This window comes from Streptomyces sp. NPDC050161 (assembly GCF_044460025.1).
Classification (GTDB): domain Bacteria; phylum Actinomycetota; class Actinomycetes; order Streptomycetales; family Streptomycetaceae; genus Streptomyces.
This window is the reverse complement of sequence record NZ_JBITJM010000019.1, coordinates 140,309-156,734: the sequence shown is the minus strand read 5'-3', so window position 1 is coordinate 156,734 and position 16,426 is coordinate 140,309. Positions and strand designations below refer to the sequence as shown.

18 protein-coding genes are annotated in these 16,426 nt (G+C 70.7%); 10 read left to right on the top strand and 8 right to left on the bottom strand.

What is annotated here, in order from left to right:
- Nucleotides 1-747 precede the first annotated feature (747 nt).
- The 3 genes from ACIBK8_RS27425 to ACIBK8_RS27415 are packed head-to-tail and all read right to left on the bottom strand — an operon-like array spanning nt 748 to nt 2,277.
- On the bottom strand, nt 748-1,581 hold the full coding sequence (locus tag ACIBK8_RS27425; RefSeq protein WP_399044529.1) for a helix-turn-helix domain-containing protein: 834 nt from the start codon (nt 1,579-1,581) through the stop codon (nt 748-750).
- Nucleotides 1,578-2,102 (bottom strand): DUF6879 family protein, encoded by a 525-nt coding sequence (locus tag ACIBK8_RS27420; protein WP_399044528.1) that lies wholly within the window; start codon nt 2,100-2,102, stop codon nt 1,578-1,580. The genes ACIBK8_RS27425 and ACIBK8_RS27420 overlap by 4 nt, the downstream gene beginning before the upstream one ends.
- Nucleotides 2,086-2,277, bottom strand: a complete 192-nt coding sequence (locus ACIBK8_RS27415) for a hypothetical protein (RefSeq protein ID WP_399044527.1) — start codon at nt 2,275-2,277, stop codon at nt 2,086-2,088. Before ACIBK8_RS27415 ends, ACIBK8_RS27420 begins: the two co-directional genes overlap by 17 nt.
- A 251-nt stretch (nt 2,278-2,528) precedes the next feature.
- Between ACIBK8_RS27415 and ACIBK8_RS27410 the strand changes: the two genes are divergently transcribed.
- Nucleotides 2,529-2,867 (top strand): antibiotic biosynthesis monooxygenase family protein, encoded by a 339-nt coding sequence (locus tag ACIBK8_RS27410; protein ID WP_399044526.1) that lies wholly within the window; start codon nt 2,529-2,531, stop codon nt 2,865-2,867.
- 47 nt (nt 2,868-2,914) lie between these two features.
- Here the strand turns inward: ACIBK8_RS27410 and ACIBK8_RS27405 are convergent, their stop codons facing one another.
- On the bottom strand, nt 2,915-3,292 hold the full coding sequence (locus tag ACIBK8_RS27405; RefSeq protein WP_399044525.1) for a hypothetical protein: 378 nt from the start codon (nt 3,290-3,292) through the stop codon (nt 2,915-2,917).
- Nucleotides 3,293-3,822: 530 nt separating this feature from the next.
- On the opposite strand from ACIBK8_RS27405, the gene ACIBK8_RS27400 reads away from it, so the two are divergent.
- The 4 genes from ACIBK8_RS27400 (at nt 3,823) to ACIBK8_RS27385 (ending at nt 6,170) form a co-directional block, all read left to right on the top strand.
- Nucleotides 3,823-4,662 (top strand): helix-turn-helix domain-containing protein, encoded by an 840-nt coding sequence (locus ACIBK8_RS27400; RefSeq protein ID WP_399044524.1) that lies wholly within the window; start codon nt 3,823-3,825, stop codon nt 4,660-4,662.
- Nucleotides 4,659-4,877, top strand: coding sequence for a DUF397 domain-containing protein (locus ACIBK8_RS27395; RefSeq protein ID WP_399044523.1), 219 nt, complete (start codon nt 4,659-4,661; stop codon nt 4,875-4,877). Before ACIBK8_RS27400 ends, ACIBK8_RS27395 begins: the two co-directional genes overlap by 4 nt.
- Before the next feature lie 155 nt (nt 4,878-5,032).
- Entirely contained in the window at nt 5,033-5,653 is a 621-nt protein-coding gene (locus ACIBK8_RS27390; RefSeq protein WP_399044522.1) for a GNAT family N-acetyltransferase, read from the top strand.
- Between the two features lie 4 nt (nt 5,654-5,657).
- Nucleotides 5,658-6,170, top strand: a complete 513-nt coding sequence (locus tag ACIBK8_RS27385; RefSeq protein ID WP_399044521.1) for a GNAT family N-acetyltransferase — start codon at nt 5,658-5,660, stop codon at nt 6,168-6,170.
- Here the strand turns inward: ACIBK8_RS27385 and ACIBK8_RS27380 are convergent, their stop codons facing one another.
- On the bottom strand, nt 6,171-8,237 hold the full coding sequence (locus tag ACIBK8_RS27380; protein ID WP_399044520.1) for a DHA2 family efflux MFS transporter permease subunit: 2,067 nt from the start codon (nt 8,235-8,237) through the stop codon (nt 6,171-6,173).
- An 821-nt stretch (nt 8,238-9,058) separates the two neighbouring features.
- Between ACIBK8_RS27380 and ACIBK8_RS27375 the strand changes: the two genes are divergently transcribed.
- Entirely contained in the window at nt 9,059-9,676 is a 618-nt protein-coding gene (locus tag ACIBK8_RS27375) for a peptidoglycan-binding protein (protein WP_399044519.1), read from the top strand.
- Nucleotides 9,677-10,277: 601 nt separating this feature from the next.
- Nucleotides 10,278-10,940, top strand: a complete 663-nt coding sequence (locus ACIBK8_RS27370; RefSeq protein ID WP_399044518.1) for an HAD-IA family hydrolase — start codon at nt 10,278-10,280, stop codon at nt 10,938-10,940.
- Between the two features lie 83 nt (nt 10,941-11,023).
- On the opposite strand, the gene ACIBK8_RS27365 is transcribed toward ACIBK8_RS27370, so the two are convergent.
- On the bottom strand, nt 11,024-11,605 hold the full coding sequence (locus ACIBK8_RS27365; protein ID WP_393679900.1) for a TMEM165/GDT1 family protein: 582 nt from the start codon (nt 11,603-11,605) through the stop codon (nt 11,024-11,026).
- 176 nt (nt 11,606-11,781) lie between these two features.
- Nucleotides 11,782-12,540: an ABC transporter permease gene (locus ACIBK8_RS27360; protein ID WP_399044517.1), complete on the bottom strand. Its 759-nt coding sequence runs from the start codon at nt 12,538-12,540 to the stop codon at nt 11,782-11,784.
- 196 nt (nt 12,541-12,736) lie between these two features.
- Between ACIBK8_RS27360 and ACIBK8_RS27355 the strand changes: the two genes are divergently transcribed.
- The 3 genes from ACIBK8_RS27355 to ACIBK8_RS27345 all read left to right on the top strand — a co-directional run bounded on the left by ACIBK8_RS27355 (nt 12,737) and on the right by ACIBK8_RS27345 (nt 15,162).
- Complete coding sequence (locus ACIBK8_RS27355; protein WP_399044516.1) at nt 12,737-13,381, top strand: HNH endonuclease family protein; 645 nt, start codon at nt 12,737-12,739, stop codon at nt 13,379-13,381.
- A 326-nt stretch (nt 13,382-13,707) separates the two neighbouring features.
- Complete coding sequence (locus tag ACIBK8_RS27350; RefSeq protein ID WP_399044515.1) at nt 13,708-14,214, top strand: DoxX family protein; 507 nt, start codon at nt 13,708-13,710, stop codon at nt 14,212-14,214.
- A 300-nt stretch (nt 14,215-14,514) separates the two neighbouring features.
- Nucleotides 14,515-15,162, top strand: a complete 648-nt coding sequence (locus tag ACIBK8_RS27345; RefSeq protein ID WP_393679906.1) for a DedA family protein — start codon at nt 14,515-14,517, stop codon at nt 15,160-15,162.
- A 50-nt stretch (nt 15,163-15,212) separates the two neighbouring features.
- Here ACIBK8_RS27345 and ACIBK8_RS27340 read toward each other — a convergent pair whose 3' ends face one another.
- Complete coding sequence (locus tag ACIBK8_RS27340; RefSeq protein WP_399044514.1) at nt 15,213-16,133, bottom strand: universal stress protein; 921 nt, start codon at nt 16,131-16,133, stop codon at nt 15,213-15,215.
- Between the last annotated feature and the right edge of the window lie 293 nt (nt 16,134-16,426).

Below are 16,426 nucleotides of genomic sequence, written 5' to 3'. Positions count from 1 at the left end.
ACGCTACGAGCGCAAGGCTGACCACTTCCTCGCCTTCACCAGCATCGCCTGCACCCTCATCTGCTACCGCAGACTCGCCAAATGAGATGACTTCTAAAGCCCCGCCCCTGCGCCACGGGGGCAGCGCACGGACGGGGCACCGTCACTCAGCGGGCACGACGAGATGGGCTACTCCCCGTCGCCACCACTCGGTTCCGGGTCACGCGGAGCCTCCGGGGGCATCGGGCCACCGTCGTGCCGGCCACCGTCAACTGCCGTCACATCAGGCATGTCAGGCATGTCAGCCGGGTGCCGGTACGGGATACCGCGCCACCCTTCGGCATCGGGCATGCGCGTCTCGTACCCATCGACGCTCGCACCGCTCATCCACCAACCTCCTCTTTCGCGGGGGGCCGTGCCGCCGTACCGCCGGTGGCATGGCCCGTGGGCCGCAGGGGGATTCCTCTGCGGTGGGGTCACCCGCCCCGGCTGCTCGACTGTCCAGGTTTCCGCGGCCGGGACGGGGGTCTCAGCAGCCGGTTATCGCTGCGCACATATGGCATAGCCACATGCCGGACTCTTCGCGCCCTGCATCGCTGGAGAGGGCGGCACACGCTTGGCAACCGAGGGCCGGCTCGCCCTCCAACAGCCAGCCGTCGAGTGACAGCTCAACGGGACGTCGGCTGTACCGAATCGGGCTCGTCATTCCTGCGCTGCCTCCCCGGCTGGATTCGTCGAAGCGATGATCCTCCGGGGAGTTATATGCGCCTAGCCTGTTTCCTGTTCCCTCAAGAGTGCGTCTCGGATGCCCTCAAGTACGGCCCTCATACTGTCGCCGGAAAGAGCTTGTTCCACGAAACCATCGAACTTGGCCGCGTACAAGGCAACGTCTCTCGGGTCGGTCACCGTCACATCAGCGTGCACCGTCTCCACTGACACGACCCGGTCGTCCCTGATAACGAAGGCATGGTTGGGGATGTCATTCTTGGGCCCTGCGAGAGGAACGATCCGAATATCGATGTTGGGCATCCGGGACAAGGCGATGAGCCGGTCTACTTGCCCAGCCATGACGAGCGGCGGAGTAATCAACCACCGAAGCACCGGTTCCGTGATCACGAAGCGAAGGGTTTTGCTCACTTCGTACAGCACTTCCTGCCGCTCAAGACGGGCACTTATAGTCCGCCGTACTGTCTCTTCACTCAGGTCTTCGTGCCGGGACAGGATGGCCCGCATGTACTCCGGGGTCTGAAGCAAGCCAGGCACAAGAGCTGGCTGGAAGAGTCTCAGGAGGCTCATACGGCCCTCGATGGCCTGTAGCTGCTTCTGTGCCTTGTGGAGTCCAGCACGCTGGATGAGACGCCACGCTGTGGCCTCCGTGGCTACCGCCCGCGCGGCCTCCATGTACTCCGTCTTCACGCCCTCCGAGACGCCGATGGCGGTCAGGATGCGGTCCACGTCGTCGACGCTCGGGGCGAGCTTTCCGGTTTCGATCTTGCTGATTTTACTTGCGGACATGACAGAGCTGCGGGCCACGGCTTTTGCCTCCTTACCAGAGGATTGCCGCAATACCCGCAGCGCTGCACCCAACTCCGAACGGTTCACTTGCCGTGTTCTGCCCACCAGTCCGCGAATGGCACCGCATGCCCAAGCGCCCTGTCCCGGTAGGCGACGTACTCAGGGCCCCGGTCGTCGGGGAGTACGTCAGCTCCGAGATACTTCCCATCAGGGCCGTAGCGCATCGGCGCGGCCGTGACTGAATCAAAAAGCCAGAAGTCCCCGACGTCAGCTATGGGATTGGGGCGATCCGTGACATCGAGGATGAAGAATTCTTCTCCCGCCGTCGCGTTCGTGACGTAGCCCCACCCAAGTTCGAATCGCAGGTACGGGGTCAGAGGCCGCGTCAGAATGTGGACGCGGTACATCCGCCGCCCGCCCCCCACGTGCCCCTTGATCTCTTCCAGCCAGTCAGCGTTGTAGCCGTCGGGCCGATCCTGGCCGGACAGGAAGGCTCGATATGCAGCGACGCTGCCCGACTGGCTGTAGTCGTCCAGGGTCTCCAGCCGAAACGCTTCGCGGTCGAAGGTGTCGAAGAGGCTGCCTAGAGTCCTAGATGAGGTTGTCACGGATGACCTTCTGGAACAGTTCGAGCGGGATCTCAACCAAGGTTTCGTGGGCGGGGATCCGAAGCCCGTGATCGACCGGAGTCCCGCCCTGTACCAGTAGGGTGCCCCGATCCGTCTTGTAGATCGTGGGGCAGTCCTTCTTGTCGCATGATGTCGCGAGCATGGAGACTTCCATGACCTCCCCTTCTTCATGGCCCAGGTTCCTGGTCAATCGTTCCGGCGGTTCCTCATGTGAGGCAAGGGGGCAGAGTTGCAGGAACGGGAAACCGGCGCTGGGCACCCCCGTACGAACGGGGAGTACCAAGAGGGTGAGTGCCGACAGTGACGGAAGCGGGCTGCCGGGCCACGTCATAGGTGCCGCCGTTCCCGAACCAGAGCCGTGCCCTGCCCCCCGGTACGAAGGCGGCATACGGCACGATGGGCGGTATGAGCATCGTGAAGATCAATGCACTGACCGTGCCCGCCGAGCAGCGTGAGGTGCTGGAGCAGCGCTTCGGCGCCCGCGCCGGGACCGTCGACTCGTCGGACGGCTTCGAGTGGTTCGAGCTGCTGCGGCCCGTCGAGGGCACCGACCAGTACCTCGTCTACACCCGCTGGCGGGACGAGGAGTCCTTCCAGGCGTGGATGGAGGGCCCGATGAAGGCCGCGCACCAGGGCGGCGGCCAGGGCGGCGGCGAGGGCGGCGAGCGTCCCAAGCCGGCCGCGTCCGGGTCGACCCTGTGGTCCTTCGAGGTCGTCCAGCAGGCCGGCCCGAAGCAGGGCTGACGAACTCCCGGGGCGGGGCGAGCGGATCGCCCCGCCCCGGGCTGCGCTCACCGGGAGCACCGCCCGGGGTGACCGGCGAACAGCCCGCAGCCATCGGCACGGCGGCAGTCGGGCAGGACGACCAGCTCGGCGAGCGGGCCGAGCCATTTGATCCACACCACCAGGCCGCACAGATCCCGCACGACGGCGTAGTGCGGACCGCCGTGGGCCGTGGGCAGGACGCACCACCCGAGATCGAGTTCCGGTTCGGCATGCCGTCCCCCTTCGACGGCCAGCGCGGCCTCCGCCAGGGCGGCGGTGAGGCGGTAGTCCCCTTTCCAGCACGTCGGCGGGACGGCCGCCACGGCTTCGTTGACGTCGAACAGGCGGGGCGGCGCGGGAGCCCCGGCGGCCGATGCGTCATCCGATGTGTCCTCAGTGGCCATCGCTCTCCCGCAGCGCCACCGGAACGTCGTCGTGCTGCGGGTGCCGCCGGAGCAACACCCGGCAATCGACGGCCTTGCTCGCGTCTCCCGCACGTTCGGCGGCAGACAGCTCAGCGGTGAGCCGTGCGCACGTCGGGCACCCCACCGCATCACGGCGGCTCATTCCGGCCTCCCCAACGCGCGGAACTGCGCCCGCCGTTGACCGTCCGCACGGACCTGCGCACGGAGACGGGCGAGAGCCGGACTGTCCGCCGCCCGGTCCCGCTGGACGTTCGGCGGCGCCTTGAGCGAGCAGCCCGGGTCGGGACACTCGCACGGCCCGTAATCACAGGGGTAGGGAGGCAGCGACTCCCCCTCCGCCTCACCGGCCCCTCCCTCACCGCGGGCCGGGACGCCCGACGGTTCCTGCCCCTCCGGGAGACCGCTCTTTCCACGCACGGCCACTCCTCTCCGTAGTGGTACGACTACTCAGGCGGCTCAGCGTGGCCTAGGCTCGGGCTGTCTTCAACGTTCCGGAAACGGAGGGCACTTTGGTAAACATCAAGGAGTTGAACCCGGACAGTTCGCCCCAGGCGGCCTTCGGTGCGCGCCTACGCAGCGCGCGTGAGACACGTAGCTGGAAGCAGGACGAACTCGCCGCGCAGGTCGGCTACTCGGGCCGACACATCTCGGCAGTGGAAACTGGCCGTAAGCCGCCAACTCTCCGGTTTTCGCGGGCCTTAGACGTAGTCTTCGGGCTCACCGGGACCGCAGACTCGTTCGAGCGCGCATGGGGAGAACTCCGCAACGGCAGTCTGCTGGAGGGCTTCCCGGAGTACCTGGGGCAGGAGGCGCGTGCGGCAGAGATCCGGTTGTTCGAAGTAGGGACGATCCCTGGATTGCTCCAGACACCGGAGTACGCGGGAGCCCTGGAAGAGGGCAACGTGAAGCGGGGAACACTCAGCCCCGACCAGGCCGCTGAGCGCGTCTCGTTCTTGGCGGAACGGCAAGCGGCTCTGATGCGGCCCGTCCCGCCCATAGTCATCGTGGTCTTGGATGAGAGCTGCATCCGGCGCCTGATCGGTGGCGCTGGGGTCATGGAACGCCAACTGTCCCAGCTCGTCGAATTCGCTGAACGGCCGAATACTGTACTCCAGTTGGCGCCATACACCCTGGGCGAGGGCCGCCCGTTCAATCGGGTCGTAAATCTCTTGACCCTGCCCGACCGCTCCGTGGTTTCCTACGTCGAGTCCGAAACCCACGGGCACTTGGACAGAGAGATCACATCCGTGCTGCCGCTGGTGAGGGCCTACCATCAGCTCCAGGCCGAAGCGCTTTCCCAGGCGGACTCAGTGGCCATGATCGAGCAGGCACGAAAGGGCACTCCGTGACGACCGACTCCCTCCCCCTCATCTGGTTCAAGTCTTCCTACAGTGGCGGCAACGGCGGTACCTGTGTCGAGTGGGCGCCCGCGCATGCGACGGCCACCGGGATAGTCCCCGTCCGCGACTCCAAGAACCCGAGCGGACCCGTCCTGAACATCCCCGCCACCGCCTTCTCCTCCTTCGTCGCAGGCGTCAAGGACGGCGCGTTCGGCACCGTCTGACCTGGGACGAAAGCCCCGCCACGCCCCCGGACCGGGAGGCGCGGCGGGGCTTTGGTCTTGTCTTGACGTCCGGTCACGTGATGGTCGGCTGACGGACGCCGCCCGGAGTCCAGGCGTACGGGCCCCCGCCATCTGCCACTCGTCACATGGGCGGCATGCCCGACTTCACCGATACCCTCCAGCTTGCCTGGACTCTCGCCGCCGAGCCGTCGCGCTCTCCGGACGCCATGGCCCTGCTGCGCGCGTACTACACCGAAACCTCCGACCGCTACCACGAGTTGCACGAGCGGCGGCGCTCCACGTCCGAAGAGATCGAACAAGGGCTGGCGGAGTACCCGAGCGACTCCCTGGCCCCGCCGCACGGCGTACTGCTGGTCGCCCGGTACGGCGGCGTGGCGGCAGGCTGCGCGGGGGTGCGGCTGCTCGACGCGCGGACCGCCGAGCTGAAGCAGATGTACGTACGGCCCGCCCGACGCGGCCTCGGCGCCGCCGCCCGACTCCTGACGGCCGCCGAACAGGCCGCCGCGGGACTGGGCGCCGAACGGATTCGGCTGGACAGCCGGCTCGACCTGGTGGAGGCGGTCGCGCTCTACCGCAGGCACGGATACCGCGAGATCGCCCCGTACCACGGCGGCCCGTACGTGGACGTCTTCTTCGAGAAGCGGATACCGCGTCCCCGCCCCCTGATCACTTCGCCCGATCCGGCGGGCGCGGGACACCGGGCCGGGCGCCGCCCGAAACCCAGGTGTGCACCGCTCCACCACCCGCCACACTGACGCCATGCCCGACGCCCCTTGGACCCTCGCCGCCGAGCCGCCAGGCTCCCCGGACGCCGCGGCCCTGCTGCGCGACTACTACACCGAAGTCGCCGATCGCTACTACGAGTTGCACGAGCGGCGGCGTTCCACGTCGGAGGAGATCGAGCAGGGGCTGGCGGAGTACCCGAGCGACTGCCTGGCCCCGCCGCACGGTGTGCTGCTGGTCGCCCGCCACGGCGGTACCGCGGTCGGTTGCGCGGGGGTGCGGCTGCTCGACGTGCGGACCGCCGAGTTGAAGCAGATGTACGTACGGCCCGGCGGGCGCGGTCTCGGCGTCGCCGCCCGGCTGCTGGCCGCCGCCGAGCGGGCCGCGTCCGGACTGGGCGCCGAGCGGATCCGGTTGGACACCCGGCTCGACCTGGTGGAAGCCGTCGCCCTCTACCGCCGGCACGGATACGCCGAGATCGCCCCGTACCACGTCGACCCGTACGCGGAGATCTTCTTCGAGAAGCGGATACCGCGCGCCGCCCCCTGATCACTTCGCCAGATCCGGCGGTCGCGGGGTGCGCGGGACGCTCTGGCGGGCGTCGCCGTTGTGCGGTTCCTCGGCGTCCGATCCGCACATCTCGGACGTCAACTGCTGGACGAGTTCCGCGAGGTCGTGCGGGCGGTCGTCGGTCCACCAGTTGCCCAGCATCCGCGCCAGCGACTCCTCGCGGGCGGCGGCGAGCCGGGCGGCGACCGCGCGGCCCGAGTCGGTGAGCATCAGGTCGAGGCCCTCGCGTACGGCGAGACCGCGCTCCTCGACCTGGCGGGTGGCCGCGGCTATCACCCCGAGCGGCACGGAGGTGCGCTCGGCCAGCAACGCCGGTTCCACCGTTCCGTGCCGCTGGATGCGCAGCAGCAGCCAGCTCGCGGCCGGTTTCAGGTCGAGACCGGCCCGTTCGGTGATCGTCTCGTAGATCCGTCTCCGCCCCTCCATGCTGCCGAGTTTGGACAGGGCGCGGGCGCATTCGTCGTACGAGGAACGCTCGACGGGGTTGGAGGACAGCACCTCGGTGGTGTCCGGCGCGGTGACGCTGCTGCGCAGCGGTTCCTCCCTGAGGAACCAGGCCAGCGCGAAGGCGACCAGGACGACCGGGACCGCGTAGAGGAACACGTCGGTGATCGAGACGGAGTAGGCGTCGAGCACGCCGGTCCGCAGGGATGCCGGGAGTTGGGAGACCACTCGCGGGTCCTCGGCGATGGTGGACGGGGTGACGCCGGGGGGCAGTTGGCGTCCCGCGACGGCGTCGGCGATGCGGGGGCCCAGGTTGTTGGCGAAGATCGTGCCGAAGATGGAGACGCCGAACGAGGCGCCGATGGAGCGGAAGAACGTGGCGCCGGAGGTGGCGACCCCCAGGTCCTTGTAGTCGACGGCGTTCTGCACGATGAGCACCAGCACCTGCATGACCAGGCCGAGCCCGAAGCCGAAGACGAAGAAGTAGACGCTCATGGCCGTGACACTGCTGGCCGGGCCGAGTTGGTGCAGCAGCAGGAGGCCGATGGCGGTGACGGCGGTGCCGGCGATCGGGAAGAACTTGTACCTGCCGGTGCGGCTGACGATCTGCCCGGACGCGGTGGACGACACCAGCATGCCCAGCACCATCGGCAGCATGTGAACGCCGGACATGGTCGGCGAAACCCCCTGCACGACCTGGAGGAACGTCGGCAGGTACGTCATCGATCCGAACATCGCGAAGCCGATGACGAAGCCGATGACGGCGGTCAGCGTGAAGGTCCGCATGTGGAAGAGGCGCAGTGGCAGGACGGGCTCGGCGGCCCGCCGCTCGACGTGGATGAACAGGGCCAGCAGGACGATGCCGAGCACGCCGAGCCCCACGATCTGCCAGGAGTCCCAGGGGTAACTGACGCCACCGAGCGAGGTCATCAGGACCAGGCAGGCGGCGACGGCGGCGATCAGGCCGGTGCCCAGGTAGTCGATCCGGTGCGGGGTGCGGCGGACCGGGATGTGCAGCACGGCGGCGATGACGGCCAGCGCGATGATGCCGATCGGCACGTTGATGTAGAAGACCCAGCGCCAGCTCAGATGGTCCACGAACAGGCCGCCGAGCAGCGGCCCGAGGACGCTCGTGGCGCCGAAGACGGCACCGAACAGGCCCTGGTACTTGCCGCGTTCCCGGGGCGGCACGATGTCGCCGACGATCGCCATCGAGAGCACGATCAGACCGCCGCCGCCCAGACCCTGAAGGGCACGGAACCCGATCAGCTCCGGCATGTTCTGCGCGATGCCGCACAGCACCGAGCCGATCAAGAAGATCACGATGGCGGTCTGGAAGAGCTTCTTGCGCCCGTACTGGTCGCCGAGCTTGCCCCACAGCGGCGTCGCGGCCGTCGACGCCAGGAGGTAGGCGGTGACCACCCAGGAGAGGTGGTCGAGACCGCCCAGGTCGCTGACGATCGTGGGCAGCGCGGTGGCGACGATGGTCTGGTCGAGTGCGGCGATGAGCATGCCGAGCAGCAGCGCGCCGATCGCGACGAGGACCGACCGCTGGGACCTGCCATCGCCGGGCACCGCCGGTGCACCGGTGTCCTGCGCCATGAGCGCCTCCCTCTCTCCCGGCCTGCCGCCCGCCGCGCCGCCCACTCGGCCGCGGCCTGGCTTTCGCGGTCGGCCGTCCTTATCCATCCTGGTTGTTTCCTCCCGATATGGCCCGCTGAGGGGGCGGGGCCGCCGCCCGGCGCCGTGTCGCTGCCGTCGCACCCTCGTGTCGCTGCCGTATCGATGCGGTATCGCCGGTGATGTCGTATACGGGCCCCCGGGTGCGGCGGGCGGCTGCGACGGATACCTCGCGGATGTCCGTGACTGCCTGCGCGAGGCGGTCCGGCGTCTGGATAATCGCTGCCGGTTCGACGGCTCCGGGGCCGCCGCCGCAACGGTCGTCCCCGGACTTCAGGGAAGGGGCCGCTGTGGCATCGGAGACCTGCCCGGACTGCTGCGCTCCGGTACGGGGCGACGGACGGCCGACGTGCCTGTGCGCCGCGGTCGCCGAGGACGACTTCGATCCGCTGCGGGTGCGGCCGTACGTGTCGTTACCCGATCCCGAGGGGCCGGAGAGCGCGGAGCGGGCACGGTGGGCGGAGTGGTCGGAGTGGTCACAGCGGGTGGAACGGGCTCAGGGGGCACAGCGGGCTCGGGGGGCACACCGGGCACCTGATCCTCCGGGCTTCCCCGGTATCCCCGGTATCCCTGATACCTCCGCCGCTCCCACCGTCCCCACCACTCCCACCGTCCCCGCCGCCCCCAGCCTCCCGGATCCCCCGGGTCTCCCGGATCCCCCCGCGTCACGAGAGCTTCACGACCTCCCCGACCTGCGGAATCTCCGCGGGGTCAGGCCCGTCGGCCGGGTCCGCGCACCGCGTATGCCCCCGAGGCCGAACCGGGCCGCGGGGCCGACGTCCAGGACGGTCGATTCGTCGGAGCCCGGTCCGGCACCCGGCGGCGGTCCGGCAGGCACCGACGGCGGCGGAGGCACGCACCGGAGCGGCCGGAAGCGCGCGCTGCTGGCCGTCGCGGGCGCGGCGGTGGCGGCGAGCGCGGCGCTGGCCGGCGGCGACGCGCTGTTCGGCGGGGCCGAGGAGCGGGCGACCGAGCCCGGCCGGGGCCTGACGGCGCCCCTGCCCGCCGCCGACGATGACCGCCCCTCGGAGAGCGGCATCCCGACCTCCCGCTCCGCCACCCGCTCCCCCGCACCCGCCCGCCCCCCGGACACGTCGGCGACGGACGCGTGGGCCCCGGACGCGCCGGACATCGGCCCTGCGGTGCTGCACCCGGGCTCGGGCGGCGGCGCGGTGGTGGAACTCCAGCACCGGCTGCGGCAGTTGGGGCTTTACTTCGGCGCCGACGACGGCCGGTACGACCTCGCCGTACGCGACGCGGTCACCCACTACCAGTGGCAGTACGGCGTCCGGGGCGACCCCGAGGGCGTCTACGGACCACGGACCCGCTTGTCACTGGAGTACCGCACACACTCCTCGTGAACGCTGAGCGCTGAGCGACGGAGGCGACCACGACCGGGGCGACATTCCGCCCTGAGATGCCTTGAGGTGCCTTGAGGTGCCTTGAGGTGCCTTGAGGTGCCCGCGGTGCCCTGAGATGCCTTGAGGCCCCTGACGTGCCTGAGGTGCCATTTCCGCCAGGTCGGCATTTCCCCCCAGGGTGGTATATCCCACTGTTTCGCCCGGCGCTCCGCGAAAAGGCGTCCGCCCCGACGACGGCGCGGCCGACGCGCCCGCACCCCGCACAGCTCCACACCCCACCCCATTTCCGCAGGTCAAACGGCTACACCCACCAAATCCCCGGCCCCGCACACCCCGCCGCCCGGCACCTCCCGCGACGGATCCGGTGGCCACGACGGGCCACCCCACCGCCCCCCGTCACCGGGGGCCGGTTGTCGACGCCCCGACGCGCTTTGTATCGTGTAGGAACAAAGTGGTTCCGCCCGCACTCCCTGACCGGCGGGCGGAGCCACTTGTTTTTCTTCACCTGCGGGCACGGACGCGTCGGCCGCACTCGGCCCCGCACCGCCGCACGCAGATCCGCGTACGCCACCTTCTGCCCGTAGCGCCCAGGAGCCCGCCGATGACGGCAACCACCACGCTCACCGCCCGCGCACTGCTGCTCGACATGGACAGCACGATCGTGAACTCCGAGGCCGTGGTCGAGCGCTGCTGGCGCCGCTGGGCCGCCGAGCAGGGGCTGCCCGCCGCCGACGTCCTTCAGGTCGTGCACGGCAGGCAGGGCTGGGCCACCATGGCCGCGCTGCTGCCGGACCGCCCCATGGAGCTGAACATGGCGGACAACCGGCGGATGCTGGCGCAGGAGACCGCCGACACCGACGGTGTGGTGCCGGTCCCGGGCGCCCCGGCCTTCATGGACGCGATCGCCGCACTGCCGCACGCCCTGGTGACCTCCGCGGACATCGCGCTCTCCGACGCCCGGATGGCAGCCGCCGGGCTGGCCGTGCCCGACGTCCGGATCACCGCCGAGAGCGTCAGCGCCAGCAAGCCCGACCCCGAGGGCTTCCTCAAGGGCGCGGCCGAGCTGGGCCACGCGCCCGATGACTGCCTCGTGTTCGAGGACTCGGAGGCGGGCATCAACGCGGGCCTTGCGGCCGGTATGCGGGTGGTCGGCGTCGGCGACCGTGCCGCGGCCTTCGCGCCGACGGTGCAGGTCCGCGACCTGACCGGGATCCGCGTCGAGGCCCTGGCCGACGGCCGGATCACCCTGCACTTCCCCGCCTGAACCGGATCACCCCGCACTCCCCGGCCTGACGGTCGGCGGGCCGCTCCGTACGGAGACGCCACGGCCCGCCTGCCGCCCCGGGCTCAGCCCGCGATCGCCTCGTACAGGCTGAATCCCGCCAGCAGGATCATCACGCACGCCGCGACCTTGGTGATGAGCCGGAGCGGGACGTGCTTCATCAGGGTGCGGCCCCCGATGATGCCCAGGCCCGCCACCGCCCACAGGGCCAGGACGGCGCCGATGCCGACGGACAGCGGGTCGTCGTAACGCGCGGCGAGGTTCGCGGTCATGATCTGGGTCAGGTCGCCGAACTCGGCCACCAGAATCATCATGAAGCCCGCCCCTGAGACCTTCCAGAAGCTCTGGTCGGCGGGCTTCTTGACCTCTTCGTCGTCCTCGTCCTTCTTGAAGAGCAGGACCGCCGCACCGGCCAGGAAGAGCACGCCGACCACACCCTGCACGAGCCGGTGCGGCAGCAGCGTCAGCACGCTGCCCGCGGCGATCGCCAGGGCGACGTGGACGAGGAAGGCCGCGGCGACGCCGACGAAGACATACGAGGCGCGGTAGCGGGTGCCGAGCATCAGGCCGGCCAATGCGGTCTTGTCGGGCAGCTCGGCAAGGAAGACGACGCCGAAGACGACGGCTGCGACGGTGAGACTGAACACGGGGCTGTATACCTCGATCGGTCGGGCCGCACCGAGGGGGCCCGCCAAGAGGGGTCGCTTCGGCACGGCAGCGTAGAACACTGCGGCCGAAGGTCTCGCTGGCACGGTACGGATACCGGCCTCCGGGCGCCGGCTCGCCACTGGGGCGGGCATTATGTCGACGGTCCGGCGAAGAGCTACTCCCCTTCTGCTGCCGTCAAGGGTACGCGGTGGATGTGCCCGCGCGCGACCAGTTCCAGCACCACCGAGACCGCAACCGCCTGCACCGCCATCAGCGCCACCAGCACGAACAGCTGCACCGCACCTGCCTGTACGGGCGATGCGCCGCCGAGCAGCATGCCGACGAACGCGCCGGGGAGTGTGACCAACCCCACCGTCCGCGTCTGGTCGAGCCCCGGAAGCTGCGCGTCCGCGGCGGCCGGCCTGGCCACCTCCATCCGCGCGTCCCGGTCCGGCAGGCCCAGCGCGAGCCCCGCCTCCACCTCCCCGTGCCGGGTCGCCAGCTCGTCCAGCGCGCGCCGCCCGCCGAGCACGGTGGCGGTCAGCGCCCCGCCGATCAGAATGCCGGCGACGGGGACGAGGGCCAGGCCGCGCGGCGGGACGAGCCCGGTGAGCAGCAGCAGGCCGACCACCGGGACGACACCGGCGGCGATCGGCACCGCGGCCCACCACCACGTGCCGTTACCGGTGATCCGGCGCCCCGCCGTGCGTACCGCCACGGCGAACATCAGCACGAGGAAGCACAGCAGCCACGGGAGTGCGCCGACGACCCAGCCGATGAGGTAGGAAACGGCGGCGAGTTGGGCGGCGGCGCGCAGCCCCGCCACGGCGATCTGCCGGGCGTGACCGAGGCGCGCGACGGCCGTCACGGCCACGGCGGCGATCAGCAGGACGGCGAGGACGACCCCGAGGGTGGTATTGACCGGCAGGAGCACGCGCTCACTGTAGGGGCGCGTGCGCGGGAGCGTCCCAACCCGACTGCCACGACACGAAGATGGCGTGCCGTCAAGCCCTTGATCTGACGTGGGCATGTCGCCACTCTGTTACGTGGTGCCCATGTACCGGCAACCCCACGTCGCCATCATGGACCCCGCACCGCACCCAACTTCCCCCCACACCAAGGGAGTTCCGATGCCAAAGGTCTACGCGCGTCGCGTCACCGTCGCCGCGGGCTCGGCCGCAGCCCTGGTCTGCACGCTGATGCTGAGCGGCCAGACCGCGCAGGCGGCGCCGCCCAGCCCGCCGGACGTGGCCACCGCAAAGACATACCTCGCCGACATAAAGGAGCAGGCCGAGGGGCCGCAGGACGGCTACAGCCGCGACAAGTTCCCGCACTGGATCGACCAGGGCGACGGCTGCAACACCCGCGAGGTGGTGCTCAAGCGCGACGGCACCGACGTGCAGACCGACGACAAGTGCGCGGCGACCAGCGGAACTTGGAAGTCGGCCTACGACGACGGCGTGTGGACGAAGTCGTCCGACGTGGACATCGACCACGTCGTCCCGCTGTCCGAGGCGTGGAAGTCGGGCGCCGCGCAGTGGACCACCGAACGCCGCCAGGAACTGGCCAACGACCTGACGCACTCCCAGTTGATCGCCGTCACCGACAACGTCAACCAGGAGAAGGGCGACAAGGACCCGGCGAAGTGGCTGCCGCCGAAGACCTCGTACCACTGCGAGTACGCCCGGATGTGGGTGTGGGTGAAACACGAGTACGGCATGACGGCCGACTCCGCCGAGAAGGCGGCCCTGAAGAAGATCCTCGACGGCTGCTGAGGATCCGCGGGCACCCCGTGGGCCCGTCCGGCGCGACCGCGCGCCGACGCATCGATGCCGAGCGCCCGCCGGCCGGAGCCCGCCTCCGGCCGGCGGGCGCTCGGCGTTCCCGGGTACTGCCGGGTGCTCCCGGCACTCCGGAGGGCCCGCATGTCCGGTGACCGGTGCCCCGGGTACCGGTGAGCGCGCTCCGCGCCCCATGTCGAAATTGGTTCAGACCAAAGGTCCCTTTTGGCCAGAGATTGAACTTGCAAGCATAGTTTAGGTATCCCTAACCTGTGCCTCCATCGGTTGCACGTCCCCCTCGGAACCGAAGGAGTCCCCACATGTCCGATGCAGTCAATCCACTCAATTCCCCGCCGACCGCCTCCTTCACGGAGAAAGCCGCGCCGCACGTGCTCGCGCTCTACCGGGTCGTCGTCGGGCTGCTCTTCGCCTGCCACGGCGCGTCCACGGTCTTCGGCGTGCTCGGCGGCGCGATGGGCAGCGGCGAGGCACTCCCGGCGGGCACCTGGCCCGGCTGGTACGCCGGCGCCATCCAACTCGTCGGCGGCATCCTGGTGCTGTGCGGCCTCGGCACCCGCGCCGCGGCCTTCGTCAGCTCCGGCTCGATGGCGTACGCGTACTTCTCCACCCACCAGGGCACCGCGCTGTGGCCGATCCAGAACGGCGGCGAGGCGTCCGTGATGTTCTGCTGGGCGTTCCTGCTGATCGTCTTCTTCGGCCCCGGCGCCTGGTCGGCCGACCGGCTGCTCTTCGGTTCCCGCGCCGGTCAGCGGGGCCGGGAACAGGGCGGCCTGGGGACGGGAGACCGCGAGCGGGCCGCCGCCTGACCGGTCCGCCGCCCGCGGCTCCACCGCACCGCACGGCAGCCGCCCGCAGGCCCACGCTCAGGCCCCGGGCGGACACCCGTGACGCACCACCGGCCCGTACGGCACCCCAGCCGTGCGGGCCGCCTCTTGGAGAGGCCGACCGTTAGCGGTCATCAATGAACGCGAAGTGTGCGTGACACGTACAACATCTGTCCCCCTGGGACAGAACCGGGCAGAGCACAGGCGTACGCTGTATGGCTGTACAGCCGCCCCTGCCGCCCCATGCGACGTCGCGGCGGGGTCCGGACCGGGAGTGGCGCGTTGTTGGAAAGCCTGGGGCACCTCAGTGGCACCCCCTGGGTGTACGTGATCGTCACCCTCTCGGTCGTTCTCGACGTCTTCGTCCCGATCCTGCCCAGCGGGGTCCTGGTGATCACCGCGGCCACCGCCGCCGCGGGCACCGGCACCGCGGCGGGCGCGGTCAGCGCGGTGGGCGCGTCCGTGAGCGCCGGAACACACCTGGCCGAGATGTTCTCGCTGGTGCTGTGCGCCGCCTCGGCATCGGTGCTCGGCGACATGGTCGCCTACCGGCTGGCCTGGCGCGGCGGCGACCGCTTCGACCGCGCCATCGGCCGCTCCCGCCGCCTGACCGCCGCGCAGCAACGCCTCGGCACGGCGCTCAACCGGGGCGGCGGCGGCATCGTCGTCCTGGCCCGCTTCGCACCGGCGGGCCGCTCGGTGGTCAGTCTGGGCGCGGGTGTCGCACACCGTACGGTGCGCGAGTTCCTGCCCTGGTCCGCGCTGGCCGGTCTGGCGTGGGCCGCGTACAGCGTGAGCCTGGGCTACTTCGGCGGGCAGTGGCTCGGCACGTCCTGGATCAGCACCGGCCTGTCCGTCTGCGCGCTCTTCATCGCCGGGTCCGCCGCCGCCTTCCTGATGCGCAGGCCGGAGCGGCGCCCCGCGCACTGAGCCCCCGACGGCGGCCGGGCCGGGTGGCCGGGCCGCCGTCGCCGCGTGCGCTACGAAGCGCCCTGCGCCGCCCCGTCCTGGTCCACCGGCACCACGGCGATCGGGCAGACCGCGTGCAGCAGCACCGCATGCGCCACCGAGCCGAGCCGCGGCCCCACCGGCAGCCTGCGGCGATGCCGGGCCACGACCACCAGATCGCTCTCCTGCGACGCCTCCACCAGCAGCCCGGCCGCGCTCTCCTCCTGGAGGACCACCTCGACGTCGACCTCCGGATACCGGTCACGGTGCGGCGCGAGCACCTCCGTCAGCTGCTTGCCGAGCGCGTCCGCGTAGTCCTGCTGCGTGGCCTCGTACGCCGCCGCGAACTCGAAGGCGGGCGGCATCAGCATCGGCCAGGTGTAGCCGGAGAGCACCTTCAGGCGGGCGCCGCGGCGGCTGGCCTCGGCGAAGGCGAAGCCGATCGCGCCGGGCTCGTCCGACGAGGCGTCCACGCCGAGCGCGACCTGCGGGGTGCCGGGCGGCGCCGCCGTGACCTCGTCCGCCCGCCGGGTGCGGTCGCGGTCCGGGCGCGGGACGACGACGACCGGGCAGGCGGCGTGGGCGGCCGACGCCAGGCCGTTGGAGCCGAGCAGCAGGCTGGCGAAGCCGCCGCGACCGCGCGAGCCGAGCACCAGCAGCCTGGCCTCGGCGCCCAGCTCGGGCAGCACGGTGTCAGGCAGCCCCGCGAGGCCGTGGAACTCGATCTCCGGCAGCCCGGCCCCGCGGCTCTCCTCAGCCGCCAGCTTCGTCCGCAGCTCCGCCAGCACCGGGTCGGCCTCGGCCGCCGCGGCCCGCTCGGCCGTGGCGTACGGCCAGACGTGCACCACCTGCAACACCGCGCCCCGCAGCCGGGCCGCATCGACCGCCCAGCGCAGCGCCCGCTCACTGTCGGCGGACCCGTCCACAGCGACGATGACGGGAAGGGTGTCCATGTGCGCCTCCATACGAACGACGGGATCCACGGCGCGGTGTGCCGCCGTGGCCGATGCACCGCACGGCAGGGCAGGGCCGACGGGTCCGGCCCGTGCCGCGCGGAACATCAAGATCAGCTGCCTTCATCCTGCCCCGCGCGTACGGCCATCGGCACGGGGCGAAAGTCCCGGCTGCCCGCCGGTCACCGGCCGCCCGCCCGGGGCCGCCCCGCGCACGGAGTAAAGTCGACCGTCACCACCCCGCCGTACCGCTCCCGCAGACCGCGCCGACCCGCGCCGCCCGGGGAGCGCGC

What these genes read in the sequence shown, in the direction of transcription:
- ACIBK8_RS27410 (WP_399044526.1), top strand. Translation starts at nt 2,529, where the DNA reads ATGAGCATCGTGAAGATCAATGCACTGACCGTGCCCGCCGAGCAGCGT.
- ACIBK8_RS27350 (WP_399044515.1), top strand. Translation starts at nt 13,708, where the DNA reads ATGTCCGATGCAGTCAATCCACTCAATTCCCCGCCGACCGCCTCCTTC.
- ACIBK8_RS27390 (WP_399044522.1), top strand. Translation starts at nt 5,033, where the DNA reads ATGCCCGACTTCACCGATACCCTCCAGCTTGCCTGGACTCTCGCCGCC.
- ACIBK8_RS27340 (WP_399044514.1), bottom strand. Translation starts at nt 16,133, where the DNA reads ATGGACACCCTTCCCGTCATCGTCGCTGTGGACGGGTCCGCCGACAGT.
- ACIBK8_RS27380 (WP_399044520.1), bottom strand. Translation starts at nt 8,237, where the DNA reads ATGGCGCAGGACACCGGTGCACCGGCGGTGCCCGGCGATGGCAGGTCC.
- ACIBK8_RS27385 (WP_399044521.1), top strand. Translation starts at nt 5,658, where the DNA reads ATGCCCGACGCCCCTTGGACCCTCGCCGCCGAGCCGCCAGGCTCCCCG.
- ACIBK8_RS27370 (WP_399044518.1), top strand. Translation starts at nt 10,278, where the DNA reads ATGACGGCAACCACCACGCTCACCGCCCGCGCACTGCTGCTCGACATG.
- ACIBK8_RS27405 (WP_399044525.1), bottom strand. Translation starts at nt 3,292, where the DNA reads ATGGCCACTGAGGACACATCGGATGACGCATCGGCCGCCGGGGCTCCC.
- ACIBK8_RS27355 (WP_399044516.1), top strand. Translation starts at nt 12,737, where the DNA reads ATGCCAAAGGTCTACGCGCGTCGCGTCACCGTCGCCGCGGGCTCGGCC.
- ACIBK8_RS27375 (WP_399044519.1), top strand. Translation starts at nt 9,059, where the DNA reads ATGCCCCCGAGGCCGAACCGGGCCGCGGGGCCGACGTCCAGGACGGTC.
- ACIBK8_RS27415 (WP_399044527.1), bottom strand. Translation starts at nt 2,277, where the DNA reads ATGGAAGTCTCCATGCTCGCGACATCATGCGACAAGAAGGACTGCCCC.